This window comes from Serratia sp. L9 (assembly GCF_050632285.1).
Taxonomy (GTDB): domain Bacteria; phylum Pseudomonadota; class Gammaproteobacteria; order Enterobacterales; family Enterobacteriaceae; genus Chania.
Map to the genome: position 1 here is coordinate 1,368,030 of NZ_CP192591.1, position 15,404 is coordinate 1,383,433.

Annotated in this window: 12 protein-coding genes and 2 pseudogenes; 8 read left to right on the forward strand and 6 right to left on the reverse strand. The window is 51.7% G+C overall.

The features are described 5' to 3' along the window. Nucleotides 1-79 precede the first annotated feature (79 nt). Nucleotides 80-945: pseudogene (locus ACQ86O_RS06405) on the forward strand (crotonase/enoyl-CoA hydratase family protein). Between the two features lie 18 nt (nt 946-963). Here ACQ86O_RS06405 and pdeR read toward each other — a convergent pair. After that, nucleotides 964-2,958 (reverse strand): cyclic di-GMP phosphodiesterase, encoded by a 1,995-nt coding sequence (gene pdeR / locus ACQ86O_RS06410; RefSeq protein ID WP_431224558.1) that lies wholly within the window; start codon nt 2,956-2,958, stop codon nt 964-966. A 367-nt stretch (nt 2,959-3,325) separates the two neighbouring features. Here pdeR and spy point away from each other — a divergent pair, with 367 nt between their 5' ends. Beyond that, on the forward strand, nt 3,326-3,811 hold the full coding sequence (gene spy / locus ACQ86O_RS06415; RefSeq protein ID WP_431224559.1) for an ATP-independent periplasmic protein-refolding chaperone Spy: 486 nt from the start codon (nt 3,326-3,328) through the stop codon (nt 3,809-3,811). Between the two features lie 77 nt (nt 3,812-3,888). Here the strand turns inward: spy and ACQ86O_RS06420 are convergent, their stop codons facing one another. Next, a complete protein-coding gene (locus tag ACQ86O_RS06420; RefSeq protein ID WP_431224560.1) occupies nt 3,889-5,109 on the reverse strand; it encodes a Tm-1-like ATP-binding domain-containing protein in 1,221 nt (406 codons plus the stop codon). A 383-nt stretch (nt 5,110-5,492) separates the two neighbouring features. Here ACQ86O_RS06420 and ACQ86O_RS06425 point away from each other — a divergent pair, with 383 nt between their 5' ends. Then, the gene (locus ACQ86O_RS06425; protein WP_431225666.1) at nt 5,493-6,044 is read left to right on the forward strand and encodes a TetR/AcrR family transcriptional regulator; all 552 of its coding nucleotides are present in this window, start codon (nt 5,493-5,495) and stop codon (nt 6,042-6,044) included. 415 nt (nt 6,045-6,459) lie between these two features. Continuing rightward, complete coding sequence (locus tag ACQ86O_RS06430; protein ID WP_431224561.1) at nt 6,460-7,311, forward strand: helix-turn-helix domain-containing protein; 852 nt, start codon at nt 6,460-6,462, stop codon at nt 7,309-7,311. 207 nt (nt 7,312-7,518) lie between these two features. Here ACQ86O_RS06430 and ACQ86O_RS06435 read toward each other — a convergent pair whose 3' ends face one another. The 4 genes from ACQ86O_RS06435 to ACQ86O_RS06450 all read right to left on the reverse strand — a co-directional run bounded on the left by ACQ86O_RS06435 (nt 7,519) and on the right by ACQ86O_RS06450 (nt 10,879). After that, nucleotides 7,519-9,333 (reverse strand): ATP-binding response regulator, encoded by a 1,815-nt coding sequence (locus tag ACQ86O_RS06435; RefSeq protein ID WP_431224562.1) that lies wholly within the window; start codon nt 9,331-9,333, stop codon nt 7,519-7,521. 118 nt (nt 9,334-9,451) lie between these two features. Next, entirely contained in the window at nt 9,452-9,823 is a 372-nt protein-coding gene (locus ACQ86O_RS06440; RefSeq protein WP_431224563.1) for a molybdopterin-dependent oxidoreductase, read from the reverse strand. A gap of 22 nt (nt 9,824-9,845) precedes the next feature. Then, the gene (locus tag ACQ86O_RS06445; RefSeq protein WP_431224564.1) at nt 9,846-10,337 is read right to left on the reverse strand and encodes a hypothetical protein; all 492 of its coding nucleotides are present in this window, start codon (nt 10,335-10,337) and stop codon (nt 9,846-9,848) included. A 47-nt stretch (nt 10,338-10,384) separates the two neighbouring features. Next, nucleotides 10,385-10,879, reverse strand: coding sequence for a hypothetical protein (locus tag ACQ86O_RS06450; RefSeq protein WP_431224565.1), 495 nt, complete (start codon nt 10,877-10,879; stop codon nt 10,385-10,387). Nucleotides 10,880-11,304: 425 nt separating this feature from the next. On the opposite strand from ACQ86O_RS06450, the pseudogene ACQ86O_RS06455 reads away from it, so the two are divergent. From ACQ86O_RS06455 to nagA, 4 genes and pseudogenes are all read left to right on the forward strand, one after another. Next, a pseudogene (locus ACQ86O_RS06455) lies at nt 11,305-12,224 on the forward strand (PTS transporter subunit EIIC); the annotation flags it as partial. A 270-nt stretch (nt 12,225-12,494) separates the two neighbouring features. Then, nucleotides 12,495-12,782 (forward strand): PTS transporter subunit EIIB, encoded by a 288-nt coding sequence (locus ACQ86O_RS06460; protein ID WP_431225667.1) that lies wholly within the window; start codon nt 12,495-12,497, stop codon nt 12,780-12,782. An 11-nt stretch (nt 12,783-12,793) separates the two neighbouring features. Beyond that, nucleotides 12,794-14,146 (forward strand): class-II fumarase/aspartase family protein, encoded by a 1,353-nt coding sequence (locus tag ACQ86O_RS06465; RefSeq protein ID WP_431224566.1) that lies wholly within the window; start codon nt 12,794-12,796, stop codon nt 14,144-14,146. After that, nucleotides 14,139-15,347 carry an N-acetylglucosamine-6-phosphate deacetylase gene (gene nagA / locus ACQ86O_RS06470; RefSeq protein ID WP_431224567.1) on the forward strand — a complete coding sequence of 403 codons (1,209 nt, stop codon included), beginning with the start codon at nt 14,139-14,141 and terminating at the stop codon, nt 15,345-15,347. The genes ACQ86O_RS06465 and nagA overlap by 8 nt, the downstream gene beginning before the upstream one ends. The last annotated feature ends 57 nt before the right edge of the window (nt 15,348-15,404 follow it).

Sequence of the window (15,404 nt, forward strand, 5' to 3'; positions counted from 1 at the left end):
CGCAGTGTTTTTCGAGCTGTCTGCGCCTATTGCAGCCGTAGGGGCTGGAACAGTTATCCATAGATAAATGGAAGGTCTTATGAAATTATTCAATCATCCAACCTGCCGCCCATTCACTGAAGCGGGCAACCTGTCGCAAATTTCCGCTTATTATGAGGAAGATCGCCACATCATGTGGATGCTGCTGCGGGCAGAACCACGTCCTTGTTTCAACCAGGCATTGATCGAAGACATTATGTCGTTGGCGCAGGCAGCGAAAGAGTCGACATTGCAGTTCGACTTTTGGGTCACGGGCTCGCTGGTACAGAACATGTTCAACGTCGGCGGGGATCTGAGCTTCTTTGCGCAAGCGATCAAAAACCGCAAGCGTGAAGCCATGATGGCCTATGCCAGAGCCTGTATTGACTGCGTTCATGCGGCAGCCCGGGGTTTTGATACCGGCGCAGTCAGCATTGCCATGGTGGAGGGCAGTGCGCTGGGAGGCGGTTTTGAGGCAGCGTTGGCGCACCATTTTGTTTTGGCGCAGAACAATGCGCGGATGGGGTTCCCGGAAATCGCCTTCAATCTGTTCCCAGGTATGGGGGGTATTCACTGGTCACGCGCAGGGCGGGGATGCGCCTGGCTGAAGAACTGATCTGGAGCGGTGAATCCCATACCGCCGAATGGTTTGAAAGCCGCGGGCTGGTGGATCAGCTGTTCCAACCTGGTGATGCCTATATGGCTACCCGAACCTTCATTGATACCATCAGGCCCAAGCTGAACGGTATGCGTGCCATGCTGCGTGCCCGCCAACGGGTATTGCAACTGACCCGCTCTGAGCTGATGGATATTACTGAGGATTGGGTGCATTCAGCGTTTACCATCGAGGAGAAAGATCGCCTGTATATTGAGCGGCTGGTCATGCTGCAGGATCGGCATGCGCTTAATCTGCGCCACGCAGGGTAACGCTTAATTCCGCCCGCATCACTGTGCTGGTGATTGCGGGCGATATGCTTCCAGCCAGCGTTCCAACTGTTCTGGCAACATGGGCCGTGCAAACAGGAACCCTTGCTTTTCATCAACACCTACGCAATCCAGAAACTGGTTTTCACTTTCCGTTTCAACCCCTTCGGCAATCACCCGGAATTGCAGCGCTTCGGCGGCCGCCACGATGGCGCGGATCAGTGATTGCGACACCGGGGCCAGGTTTACGCCGCGCACAAAGCTTTGATCCAACTTGATGGCATCCAGTGGGATACGCGCCAACTGTGCCAGGGAAGAATAACCGGTGCCAAAATCATCCAGATGCACCTGCGCGCCCATTGCTCTTAACCGGCCGATCACCTCACGTGCCCGGTTTTCATCTTCTATCAGGCTGCTTTCTGTCAGCTCAAAGTCCAGCAGGCAAGGGGTAAGCTGGTTCTCCCGCAACACCTCAACCAGATCGTTAACGACGCTATCATCTACCAATTGTCTGGCAGAAAGGTTAACCGCGATACGTATATTCAGCCCCTGCCGTTTCCATTTGGCGGCCTGCTTGGCGGCGGTTTGCAGCACCCAACGGCCAAGTGGGGTAATAAGCCCCGACTCTTCAGCATAAGAGATAAACTGCAGCGGGGGGATCAACCCACGCTCTGGGGAGTCCCAGCGAACCAGGGCCTCCACGCTGTAGACTTTTCCGCTGCGCGTGTTGACCTTCGGCTGGTAATAGACCACCAGTTGGTTCTGTTCCAGCCCTTTACGCAGGTTGGTATCCAGCCACATATATTCAGCTACACGCCGATTCATTTCCGGCGAGAACACGATAAAAGTTCGCTTACCCTGTTCCTTGGCGACATACATGGCGGTGTCCGCGCTGCGGATCAGGCTGTCGAGATCTTTACCGTGCTCCGGGCACAGCGCAATGCCGATTGAACAACCGGTATACACTTCGATAAGGCCAATGCGGAACGGTGTTTTCAGCCGATCGATAATCCGTTGGGCCAGTTCCTGCAACAGGATGCGGTCGGCCTGGGACACCAGAACCAAAAACTCATCACCCCCCAGGCGCGCGAGCATTTCCCCGTGGTTAAGGCAAGTGAGAATGGCGCGGGAAACCTCAATCAGCAAACGGTCACCGAACATATGGCCATAGGCATCGTTTACCTTTTTGAAGTTATCCAGATCGAGATAGACCAGCCCGATGTTGCTGTCGCCGCGTTCGCTAATGGCCTGGTTGATGACGTCCTGGATGGCGTTACGGTTTGGCAGGCCGGTAATGACATCGGTATTTGCCAGCAGCCGCAGGCGCTCCTGCGCGCGGCGTTCCTCAGTGATATCCGTACCGGAGCAGATCAGGAAAACCTGATTTTTACCACTGCCGCTGTGAACGAATTTATTGCGAAACAGGAATAATCGCTCACCCTTTACCGTTTTTATCCAGCGTTCCACCTCATAGGACGAGCCATTGCGGAAGAAACCGGCGATATTTCGCCGTGAAGCGGCGGCTTCTGCCGGGCTCATAAACATCTTGAAGACATTTTTGCCGATAACGTCCTGCTCTTGCAGGCCGGTGTACTCTTCGCTAAGACGATTAAAGCGCTGGATACGGCCATGCTGATCAACAATCACAATCACCGAGTTGGCTTCTGAGACCACCTGTTCGGCAAATGACAGGCCATGCACCAGATCGCGCGCTACGGCCTGAGTATCGGTATAAGCCGAGGCGGTGCCAGCCCATTCAAGCTTATTGACCCGTCGGCCTACCAGATGCAAATGAATGGGTTGGTCGCCGAGTTGAATGGTGAGATCCAGGCTGGCGGTGACCCCGGTCAGGCGGCGGATTTTAGCCGCCTGTATTTCGCTGAGCGCCACCGCGAGGTGCGTTTTGCCTTTCACTGCGGTTAACTCCAAGGCATTGCTGTCAAACGCCAGGTGCCAATAGGGGCTGCTGGTGCCAAAATGGGTGTTAAGAAGCATAGGGCCTTGGTCTGCGAACATGATCTTTCCTCAAAATTTCGCTTTAGCGGCGACTCCTATAGAGTGTAAAAGAGAACTGCAAACTGTGCGAAAAACCGTTTCTTCTCGTGTTGTTCAATGGTTGCTAATCTGGCTAATAAATGAGATCAGAATAAATAGCCGGGTTAAATAAGACCAATAGCGATAGTGGCGAAATGCAAATTTCCAAATACCCGACGTCATCTCCATAATTTGTTCATAATTGACGAATAAGGTCATTTTCGATTTTAAAATATTTACACTCCAAGGCATTACTATATATTTTTCCGCATATTATTATTTCCGAAGACCGGATGAGCCTGTTAACGTACAGCGCTCCTGATAAAAAGTAATTTTTAAGGAAATGATTATGCGTAAACTGATCGCTTTATTTGTCGCTTCTACTTTAGCCCTGGGTTCGGCTTCTGCAGCCTTTGCTGCTGATACCACCACTGCCCCGGCAGCCGCCCCGATAAAAATGATGCATCATAAAGGCCCAGGTAAAGAAGGCCCATTTGCCGGGCTGAATCTGACTGAGCAGCAACGCCAACAGATGCGCGATATTATGAAAGAGTCGCATCAGAATCGTGGCCCAGGTGCCAAAGATCAGCGCCAGGCATTGCACAACATGGTCGCTTCAGACAGCTTCGATGAAGCCAAGGCAAAAGCGCAAATTGATACTATCAGCAAAGCGCAATCTGAGCGCATGCTGGAACGTGCCAAAGCTGAAAACAAAATGTATAACCTGCTGACACCAGAACAGAAAAAACAATACAATGAGAATTATCAGAAACGTGAGCAGAAAATGATGGAGCATATGAAGAAAATGCGCGATCAGCAACCCGCTGCTCAATAATGTAAATAGGTATAATAATAAAAAATGCCGGATGATATATCCGGCATTTTTTATTTGATAAAACGCGTTAATCCACGTTATTTAGCCATTGCTGTAATGGCATGAAATTGTTCGATAACAACATTGGCAAAGCAGGGATCGTTGATATGGTACGGTGTTTTGATTAACCTGCGCTTTTCCGTTTGCACCAGAGTCTGTTCCAGCGCGTGGACAAAAGCGTTCAACGCACCGGGATCCCAGAAAGGTTGCCCTGGCGCATCCAGTGCCGACACGCCGCCCAGAGGGATCACAAAACGCACTTCCCCTGCGCAGGCGTTAAGTTTATTCCCGATCCAACGGCCCATATGGTCATTTTCTGCCACCGTGGTACGCATCAGCGTCACCTGGGTGTTGTGGTTATAAAAATGGCGATTTGCATGACGGGCCGGAACGGTTTTAGGATGGCCGAAGTTAATCATATCCAGCGCACCACAAGACATTACACACGGGATCCCGGTGCGGGCAATCGCGCCAAAACGATCTTCGTTGCAGGCTAAAACGCCATCAAACAGATAATCACATACCTCGGTAGTCGTCAGATCCAATACGGCATTCAGTAAATGGCTGTCGATCAGTTTTTCCATCGCCCGGCCACCGCTGCCGGTGGCATGAAAGACCAGGCAATCCCATTCGGCCTCAATAGCACTGGTGATGGCTTTAATACAGGGCGTGGTAACACCGAACATGGTCAGGCCGGTGGCAGGCAAGCTGTCAGCATCATCATCAATATGAAAACGTATGGCACCGGCAATCTGATTGGCCGCGTTACTCAACACCTTGCGTGAAATACGATTCAGGCCAGCGATATCGGTAACCGAATACAGCATGGCGATATCGCTTGAGCCGACATAGCCAGAGACATCACCCGCAGCCATGCTCGAAACCATCAGTTTAGGGAGGCCGATAGGCAATTGTTGCATTGCCGGTGTGATGATCGCCGTTCCACCCGAACCGCCAAGGCCAAGCAGCGCAGCAACGTCGTTACGTGACAGCATGAAGCGTTCGAAAGCGATCGCCATGGCGGCAATGGCCTGGCCGCGATTGGGGCAAAAAACGGCCTGTTCGCCTTGTGGATGGTAACGGGCGATCTCGATGGCCGAGATGTCGGTCTTATAATGAGTCGGTATGCCTGAAGTGGAAAGATCTAAGGTAAGTGGGGTCAAACATAGGTTGGCAATTCGGGCACGAACATATTCCAACTCTTGTCCTTTAGTATCTGCTGTGGTAGCAATATAGACAAAAGTTGGGGTGTTTCTCATGGTCTGTTCCTGAAAAAGGTTCGGACAAATGTCCGAACAGTTTGATAATACTACTAATTATTATTTTAAGTTTGGAACCCTGGTGTCGGACAATATGGTACAGCCGTTTATTTTGTAGACATATTGAGACTGCCGTATCATTTTTGCAAGCATTAAATCGCTTAAAGTAAGCCTGTGTCTCGTTTTGGGCGGTTTCCGCCAGATTTTTTACGCTGCCAGTGGGCCAGGAGCCTCCGGTTACGTTTTTTATCGTATTGATCCCCGGGTTGGATGATACGAGGAAGTTTGAGGTCGACGTGCCAATATCCGCTTTTCCCGAACCACGGGATGAATCTTTGACGCATACCCGGGCCCGTACCCGCCATTTGTTGCTGACCTGTGCGATGGAACTCTACGATGGCGGCATTTTCCCCTCCATCACCGAGCTGGCAGCGCATGCACAAGTTTCCCGTGCTACAGCCTACCGCTATTTTCCTACTCAAAGTGCGTTGATCTCTGCCGTAGTGGCGCAAAGCCTTGGGCCGATCCTGGAATGGCAACCGAAGGATAACGATGCGCTGAAGCGTATTCATCAGTTGTTGGCATTTGCCTACCCGCAGATGGAGCAGCATGAAGGCGCATTGCGCGCGGCGTTGCAACTGTCATTACAACAGTGGGCTCATGCTACTCCCGGTGAAAAGTTTGTGCGTGGTAACCGTAAGCGGTTGCTAAAGCTGGCAGTGGAACCCTTGCAAGATAAATTGCCACCTGAGGCTCTGCAACAGGTGATCCATGCCTTTTCGCTGATTTATGGCTCGGAAGTGTTTCTGGTACTGAAAGATATCTGGGGCTTACAGCTTGATGATATTCAGAAAGTGACCCAGTGGATGGCAAAAGCCATCATCAGGCAGGCAGAAGAAGATGCGAACGGTGGTGGGGCATCAGCTGTAACATAATCTTGTATTGGCTGACATTTTTCATGGTCTGAAGGGCCGGGGGTTTCTCCCCGGCCTTTTTTCATGGTGATATAAATAAAAAAACCGGCCCCCTTGCAGGGTCCGGTTTAACAACGGGTAAAACTCGTAGCGCTACGGCTAAATTTGCGCGGTTGACAGCATATCCTGAGAAACTGCTTATTCAGGTACTGCGCCGCTTTTAAAATTCCCTGGTGTCGTGATGGTTATTATTGCTTTAAAGGTCTACTATCGTTTTTATAATATGTTGCTTCTGATACCATGTTTGACCATAAAAGGTGGTATGTCAAGCAAGCTATTCAGTTGAGATTGCATAATATGTGAGTTTTCGTTAACGTTTCAAGATAAAAGTGCATCAAAGCGACTGATAAGTCAGTGAAAAAGATCGAAGGATAAAATGTATAACAACCATCAAAAATTCGATTCGCAGTCGATTGCAGCAAAAGTCCGAGAACTATTTTTGCATCATGGGATCGGCAAGCGTCAACACGCAAAGGAGCTCAGCCGCATTTTGGATCTGAGTTTCTCCCATGCTCACCGCAAGCTGAAAGGGCAGAGCCCGTGGACGCTAGAGCAAATCAACACTGTGGCTGGTGCTCTGGGTGAAACCCCGGCAGCCATTGTCGATATTCTCCCCGAAAGCGATCCTCCAGGGCAAATGATGGTGCAGGATGCCATCTTTTTTGTCGCGGGTGTCGCGCTGCCTTGCGTTGCGCACATCGGCCATGAATTGCCGGTTGGCAGGCAGGCGGAGTACATGGGGTTGCAACAGGATGGACAGTGGATTATCTACCGTTGCGATGAAGCTCCGCAGGGTAAACGCCACTGTGTGGAACTGATCGAAATCCGCCCCGGCCATATCGAAGATCAGCGCCTGAGCATTGCGGTATTGGATGATGCGCACCAGGCGGCCGATGAGCTGACCAAGTATCTCAATAGCCAGGGATTTAACGCCGTGGCTTTCTATGACGTTAGCCGTTTTTGCCAGGCGGTAAGCAAGGGCCCATTTGATGGATATGTCGTCGATTGGTTGATTGGCCAGGAAACAGCGCAACAATGTATTGAAACTATCCGCACCTCAGAGCATCCAGACGCACCGATATTGGTTCTGACCGGGCAATTGGGTACCGACTTGCGTGAGTCTGAGATTGCCAGGGCGATGCGAGATTACGACGTGCTTGGGCCTTATGAAAAACCGGTGCGGCTGCATGTGATTGAAGCCGCACTGCAGCGCTGTTTCAATCTATAACTATACCCTTCTTAATTGAAGTTGCAGCGTTGTTGGCCGCGAGAGTGAACTCCAGTCATTGACCTTGGTAAGCTCCAGGGGATTAACGCTCTTGCCGCCTGGCTGCCACTCCAATTACTTTGGGTATATCCCCTTCCGATGTGAAATCGCAGCGTTGTTGGCCGCGAGAGTGAACCCCAGTCATTGACCTTGGTAAGCTCCAGGGGATTAACGCTCTTGCTGCCTGGTTGCCGCATCAATGACTTTGGGGGTAAATAAAGCGATTAATGAGGTGGATAGCACCTCCATTCGAACCGGTTTCATCAGATAGTCGTCAAACATGGCCCGTTGTTCGGCGGGCAACAATTCCGGGGTGTAGGCACTGATGCCGATAATCGGGATGTCACGATTCGGGCCCCGCTGGCTGCGTAACTGTGTCGCTACGGCAACGCCATCAATACCCGGCATCTGCAAATCCAGCAGCAAGGCGTCATAGGGGCGTCTTAACAGCTTTTGTAGCGCCCGCTCCGAGGAATCACACAACTCATGCTGATAGCCTAGCTTGTCGAGTAAGGCGGCAAATGCCTGCCCAGCGGCATGATTGTCGTCAACCACCAGGAGCCGCTGCTCTTTTTTCAACTGCGTTGGTTCAGGCTGTGGGCTTTTATCCGGCAACTGTGACTCGCTGATTTCAACGGGAATGCTGACGATAAAGGTGCTGCCTTTCCCCACTTCGCTATATACCGTAATGGTGCCATTAAGCAGTTCGACCAGGCCGTGGACGATTGCCAACCCCATACCAACACCGCTGTATTGGCGGGTATGTGACTGATCCAACTGGGTGAAGGGTTCAAAAATTTGCGGCAGCAAATTATTGTCGATGCCGATACCGGTATCGGTGACCTCGATAATCAGCGAGCTGCCCGCCGGTTGGCTGCGCAGGCAACTGTGCAGGGTGATGGTGCCACTTTCGGTATATTTAAAGGCGTTGGTCAACAGGTTAACCACGATCTGCCGCAACCGTTGCGGGTCGGAATAAATCTGCGCATGATTGAATTCCACCTCACGCACCAGCTTAACCCCCACTTTATGGGTCAGCATGGTGATTTCATCTGCCACTTCATCAATCACCTGCTGTGCGTTAAACGGCACGATACGCAACTCCATCATGCCACTGTCCAGACGCGCATAGTCAGTGAGATCCTTCATCTGGCTTTCTATCTGCTCGGCAGCGGTTTCCAGCCGGTGGAAGGTATCGCTATGCTCATATGACACGCGGGTATTGGTTAGCACATCGATGGCGGACATAATGCTTTGCAGCGAGGTGCGCAATTCATGACCGATGGCGCCCAGGAAGGCATTTTTGGTGCGGATAGCCTTTTGCTCCGCACGGATGGCTTTCGACTGCTGGCTGATGGTCTGGCGCTGCTGGCGGATAACGATCAGCGTTATCGCGATCAGGGTAATCACCGAGAACATAATGATCACCAGGCCGTAGAAAATGATGTGCCTTTTCTCGATAAAATCTTCGTAGGCGCCCGTGCGCTGTTTGACTTCTGCGTGGTCAGCCAGATTGGCCATCATAATGGCCGAAGGCTTGACTTGCTGCATGGCCTGCGAGATGACCTCCAGATCGACCTTCGAATTGTTTACCAGCTTATCCAGCAGGTTGATTTCATCACGCATGCGTTCGACGAGTTCGGGATAACCCGGCTCGTGATACAGCGGCAAGGTTGATTCAGAAGGGCGGGCGAGCACCGAATAGCGTGAGTAGAGAATATCGAATTTTAATCGCAGATTGTCGATATCTGGCGGATTAGCGCTTTTTTGCTGTTCCACCAAGGTTTCAAATTCTGCCAGCTTGATGGCGAATTTTGCGATCGACCAAGAGTAGTTCTCCTGTGTCCCGGCAACGGCATATAGCCCTTTTTTGGATAAGGTTGCGCTGTAGTAATACAGAGTCACGGTTGACGCGAGCAAAAATAGAGCGGCAAAAATCGCCGGAATAGCCAGCTTGCTGTCTTTAAATCGGACTAACTTCATTTAATCACGATCCTGTTGATCTGCCAGATAAAGCGCGAGTTATACAACGGAGAGTTGAGTTCTGCACCACCGGCATCCCGGGGATATATCAGGAAAAGCGGCCCGAAATCGCGTACTTTTAACAGATTCCCCCCATCTTGTAGGCCAGGATCATATTGTATTTGGCCACATCGGAGATCGGCACATCAATGGAATAGTCGTTTAGCGCGTACAGCGTCATCATGGTGCCTTCTGCACCCACTTTGGCCAGGATATCCCCCAGCAAAACCCCGTCGAACTTTTCTCGTGGCGTCCATGAGGTGGTGGTGGTAATGCTGTGAACCGGCATGGCAAACAGCTCTTTATCCGTAAAGACAAAGGTTTTGTTCTCTGCGTCGGTGGTGTTTTTAATCTTGCCAGCGATCTCCAGGGTAAAGCTGAGCGCGCTCGATTGGGCAATAACCAAAGCAAGCAGAGCGAACGCGGTATTTCTCATTACGGTCAACAGCATCAGTATGTCTCCAGGCAGTGGGTCAAGCCCACGGAATTTCGTTCAGCTTCAGGGTAGTAAATGCTTTTTCGACCAGATCCAGGTCATGTTTTCTTGCGCTTGCCTGCAGATTATTCAGCGCTGGCAGCGCGAAATACACCGGCTGGCATAATGGATAATCCCGCACCCGCAACTCTGGGGCGATAGAAGTAAAAAAGGCCGTGGTTGGCACATCGTAACCGGCCGCAATATGCACGGCCGCAGTGTCTGCAGTCATAACATAGCTGGCGTGCTTCACCCATGCCAGGAAATCACTGCTGTCGGGTGAAAAGGGCTGGATATTCACATAATGTGGATGGTCCACCTGGCCAAACCCCAGCACCGGGCAGGCAAATCTCTGCCACAGGGCATTCACCAAGGTGGCATGGCAACTGCCAGGGATGCTGCGCAGCGGTGTGCTGGCCTGTGGGCAAAACAGCACATACTTTCTATTTTGCCAATATTGCGGCAGGGCGGGCAGACACAGTTTTTGCATCCAGCGGTTAGCCTTGGCCGTTGCAGGAATAACCGAGGGTTCTACCCCTAATGCCTGCAGAAAAAATCAATCATCGGCAAAGTGGCAAAGGCAGGCCAGAACAGTTGGTTACCTACATCAATGCACAGTTCCTGCTCTGGAATACTCTCGGCCTTCTGGGGTAGCCAGCGCATTTCCGCGATCACGCCTGCCGCCAGATGATAAAGCTTGTCGACATAGCCTGGTGCGCGCCCTGGCCGGTAGAGAACACAGCGCAGAGACGGATTAAGCTCCCGCAGAGCCTCAATGGCTGTCAGACCAATAATTGAGTCCCCCAGAGTAACGCCCATGCCATTTATAATATGCACGACGGATTCGCTGCGGTAATCAACGTTGAAAGGGGTGGCTGCCGCGTTGAGGATACCGCGATGGCCAGCCAGGCTAAAATACTTACCGGAAAAGCCGTCCTGCTGTTCGAGATCCCATGAGGCCATCATCAGGCCGTCATGCGTCAGTAAGCTTCCTCGGTGATATAACACGTCGTCCGTTGTTAAAATAATCATATCTATGATTCTACTGGCATGTTTGACACCAAGTTTAAACGTTTAACTTTAGTCTACAATGAAACGATTGCCTGACTTTCAGTAGCTTATCAACGATCCAAGCGTAGCAGCTATCGGCAGATGTACCTAGCTCAGCCTGGTTATTTGTGGGCGGTTACAGAGCCTTCACTTGTTAAGGCTACCAGTGAATTATATAAAAATACCGGGTTAATCCTGAGTGATTTCCCTCCGCATTTTGACGGCCAAAAAGTGAGCTTTGAATTGGCCAGTATTTGGCCTTGATGGTAACTACGCCGATATAGTCTGATAGCGGTGTTAAGTGAACCAGGGGCCAGACTATGAAATCCAATTTTAAAAACGAAATACAAACATTTGGGCGCTCCCTATTATTGCCGATTGCTGTTTTAGCCCCGGTAGGGATGTTAATGGGCATCTGCAGTGCGCTGGGGCAAGCGTATATGATAGACAAGCTGCCCTTTCTGGGAAATGTCTATTGTAAGGCGATCCTGTCTTCGGTGGGATTAATCAGCAGCGTCGTGTTCCAGAACATCCCATTACTGTTTGCCATGGGGGTGGCTTATGGGATGTCGAAGAAAGAAAAGGGTATTGCGGTTTTTTCTTCGGTAATCGCCTATTTGACCTTATTGATTTCAATGCATGTGCATCTGAAATTAATGGATCAATTGGTCACAGAAAATATGGCGTTTGTCGGCCAGGGAATGGTGCTTGGTATCCACACGCTGAAAATTGAAGCCCTGGGGGGATCATTGCCGGTTTGCTTGCCGCCAAGGTGACAGACAGGTTCTATCGGCTGCAACTGCCGCTGGCATTTGCCTTCTTCAGCGGTAAAAAGTCGGTCGCCATCTTATCAATTGCCTTTACCATTCCGGTGGGGCTGCTTATTCCCTTTGTCTGGGATGTCTTCACCTATGGGATGAGAAGCATCTCGACCGTTATGATGGCTCCCAATATCGGGGCCGGGATCTATATGACCCTAAACCGGCTGCTGATCCCGTTCGGTTTACACCATGTGCTGAGTTCAACGGTGCGTTTTACCGAGGCGGGTGGCACCTATCTGATTGATGGGCAAACCTATGTAGGCATTCTGCCAGCCATGAACAAGATCCTGTTTGAGCTGGGGCCAAATCATCCGGCCTGGAATGAGTTTATGCCAACGCTGTCCAGCTACCTGGCTTCTTCGCAGATGCTGACCACGTTGTTCCGTGTCCCGGCCATCGGGCTGGCGATGTACCATATGGCCTATTTCAAGAACAAGAAATTTGCCAAAGGGATGATCCTGACTGTGGTGCTGACAGCGTTCCTCGGCAATATCACCGAGCCGCTTGAGTTCTCCTTCCTGTTTATCGCGCCCAAGCTGTTTATCATCTACGCGATATTATGCGGCCTGTTAACCATTCCGCTGCAAATCCTGGAAGTTTCGATTGGGTATATTCGCGGCACTATATTTGACTTCGGCATCTTCGGGCTGATGTACGAAAACACCCACTGGGTGAATCTTATTATGCTGGGCGTCATTAACTTTGTGGTGTTCTACGGCGTATTCCGCTACGCGATTGGTAAATTTGATATCAAAACACCAGGCCGTGAAAATGAAATGGCCGACAGTGCGCTGCTTAATAACAAGGAGTACGACAAAGTCGCGGAGCTGGTCGTCGAGGGGCTGGGCGGCAAGCAGAATATAAAACGTGTAGAAAACTGTGTGTCGCGGCTGCGTATCGATCTCGGGGATCAAAAGCTGATGAACATGGAGTTGCTGAAGGAGGCGGGTTCATTGGGCACCTTTATTCCCTCCAGTAACCATATTCACGTCGTCTTCGGGCCACACGTCGAGTTTGTCCGTAATGCGGTGGATGATCATCTCGCTGGCATCCAGCAACGTTAAGAGGAAACAGCATGCGCGCACTTTATGATTCTAAAAGCAAAACCATCGACCATCAGGGCATGAAAGACCTGTTCACCCACGAAGCCCGGGTGCAGTCCTGGCTCGATGTAGAAGGCGCTTTGGCACTGGCGCAGGCAAAGGTCGGTATGATCCCGGCTACTGCGGCAGAAAATATCGCCGCCAACTGCCGGTTGGAATGCATCGATCTTGCCGAGATTGACCGGTTAATGCGCCAGATTGGCCACGGATTTGTGCCGGTGATCAAGGTGCTGGTCAAGGCTTGTGATGCGGAAAGTGGCAAGTATGTTCACTACGGCGTGACCACCCAGAACATTCAGCAGACCGCTCACCTGCTGATCGTGAAAAAATTCCACCAGAAACTGATGAAGTTCGTGGATGACACGCTGGTGAACCTGGCTCATGTGGCGAAAACCTATAAAAACACCCTGATGGCAGGGCGCACGCATGGCAAACACGCATTGCCAATCACCTATGGCTATAAGGTCTCAGTGTGGATTTATGAATTGCTGGCGGCGGTAGAGCGCATGCAGCAGGCGGAGGGGAGAGTATTCAGCGTGATGATGGGGGGCGCAGTTGGCGGCTTCCACGCCATGGGTGAGCCAGGCCGCCGGGTACAGGACTTGGTTGCCGAACAGCTTGGCATGCACTCGATGCTGGTACCTTCGCGCAATATCAGCGTGTTCCGCGCCGAGTACATCAGCAATTTATGCTTGCTGGCAACCACCCTGCATAAAATCGCCGAAGAGGTTTATCAGACCTCAAGTGAGGAATTTGGCGAGGTCTCAGAGGCTTTCACCAAAGGCACGGTGGGCAGCAGCACCATGCCGCAGAAGGTTAATCCCAAGCTGGCAAAGGGCATTATTGCCAACGCGCAGAAACTCTATTCAGTACTGACGGCGGCATTGTACGTCTGCCCGAGGCCGTTTGAGGCAGACAGTTCCGCCTACTTTATTTTCGATGCCAGCCTGCAGGAAAGTATCGAACTGATGGCAGAGATTATCCTGCGCGCCGAGGAGTTGACGCGGACGCTGGTGATTAACCCTGAACGGATGCACGACAATGTAATGCTGACGCAGGGGCTGATCAACAGCGAGAAAATCATGATGAAACTGGTGGATAAGCTGGGCAAAGACCCGGCTCACGAACTGGTTTACGACATGGCAATGCGCAGCACCCACGAGCATCTTAAATACAGTGAAGTGTTGAGCAACCACCCGGTAATTGCCGCTAGCTTTACCCCAACAGAGATCGCGGAACTGCTTGATCCTGCCTGCTATACCGGGCTGTGTGCGGTATTGGCCGATGAAATGGCGGATCGGGTGCTGGGGCGAAATCATGAATAGCCTGTGCTCCGGGGTAATAAAATCCAACAGGATTGTCTTCCCTGATGGCATCAAGGCCGGTTACCTCATCGTAACGGAAGGCAAAATCACTGGGTTTGAAACCCATTTTTCCGCGAGCTGCATCGACCATAGTGAGCGGATTATCATGCCCGGCTTTGTCGATATTCATGTGCATGGCTGGGGGCGAGGGTCCTTTGCCTACAAAGGCAGCGCCGCCTCTTTGCAGTGGATGAGCCAGGATCTGGTCAAGGCTGGCGTTACCTCTTATCTGCCGACGTCCGGCACCATGCCAAATGATTTTCTTGAGGCTTCGCTAGTGGCGGCTGCCGACTATATCGCCACGGCGACACCGGCAGAAGGGGCCGAAGCCATTGGCATTCATATGGAAGGCCCTTATATCAGCGAGAAGCACCTGGGCATGCAACGGGCCGATTGCTTGCAGCGGCCAAGCATTGAAGGGTTTAAGCGATTCAATCGGCTGGCGGGCCACCATATCCGCCTGATGACGCTGGCCCCGGAACTGGCTGGGGCGCTGGAATTAATCCGCTACCTGCGTGCGCAGGGCGTTACCGCTTCGGCAGGGCATACCGATGCCACTTTTGCCGAAATCACGGCCGCAGTCGAGGCGGGGTTAAACCATTTTACGCATGCCTACAGCGGGATGCGCGGCTTTCACCACCGTGAGCTTGGTGTGGTGGGGGCCTTGATGTACTACCAGGATACCTACGCCGAAGTGGCGAAACAGAGCGGAATCACCATTAAACCCGAGGCATTTGATCTGCTCTATCGTCTGAAAGGCGATCGCCGCATGGTGTTGATGAGCGATTGTATGGGCTATGTGGATTTCCCTGAAGGCTATGAGTTTTATCATTATCTGCGCAAAGAGACATTTCGTATCAGGCAGGGGCAACTGGAGATCGCCTCAGACGGTGGCGACACGCGCCATGTCTGCCCTTGCGATTATGACGCGGTAAAGCAGTTGGAGATGAATTTCCTGGATTCTGTGAGAAACATCGTCGATCGTCTGGATAACGGGCTGGTTTCGGTAGCCAGCATCGCCTGTGAAAACCCGGCGTTGCTCGCGGGTGCTCAAGAGCGGAAAGGCTCGTTATGCCCTGGCAAGGATGCCGATATTCTGGTGCTGGATGACGATTTGAACCTGCTGGAAGTTTACTGCCGGGGCCTTCGCCAGGCGCTGTAAACCACTGCCAAGGAGCGGCCACATTCGCTAGCCGCTCAGCCCCCCAACCTGCTCACT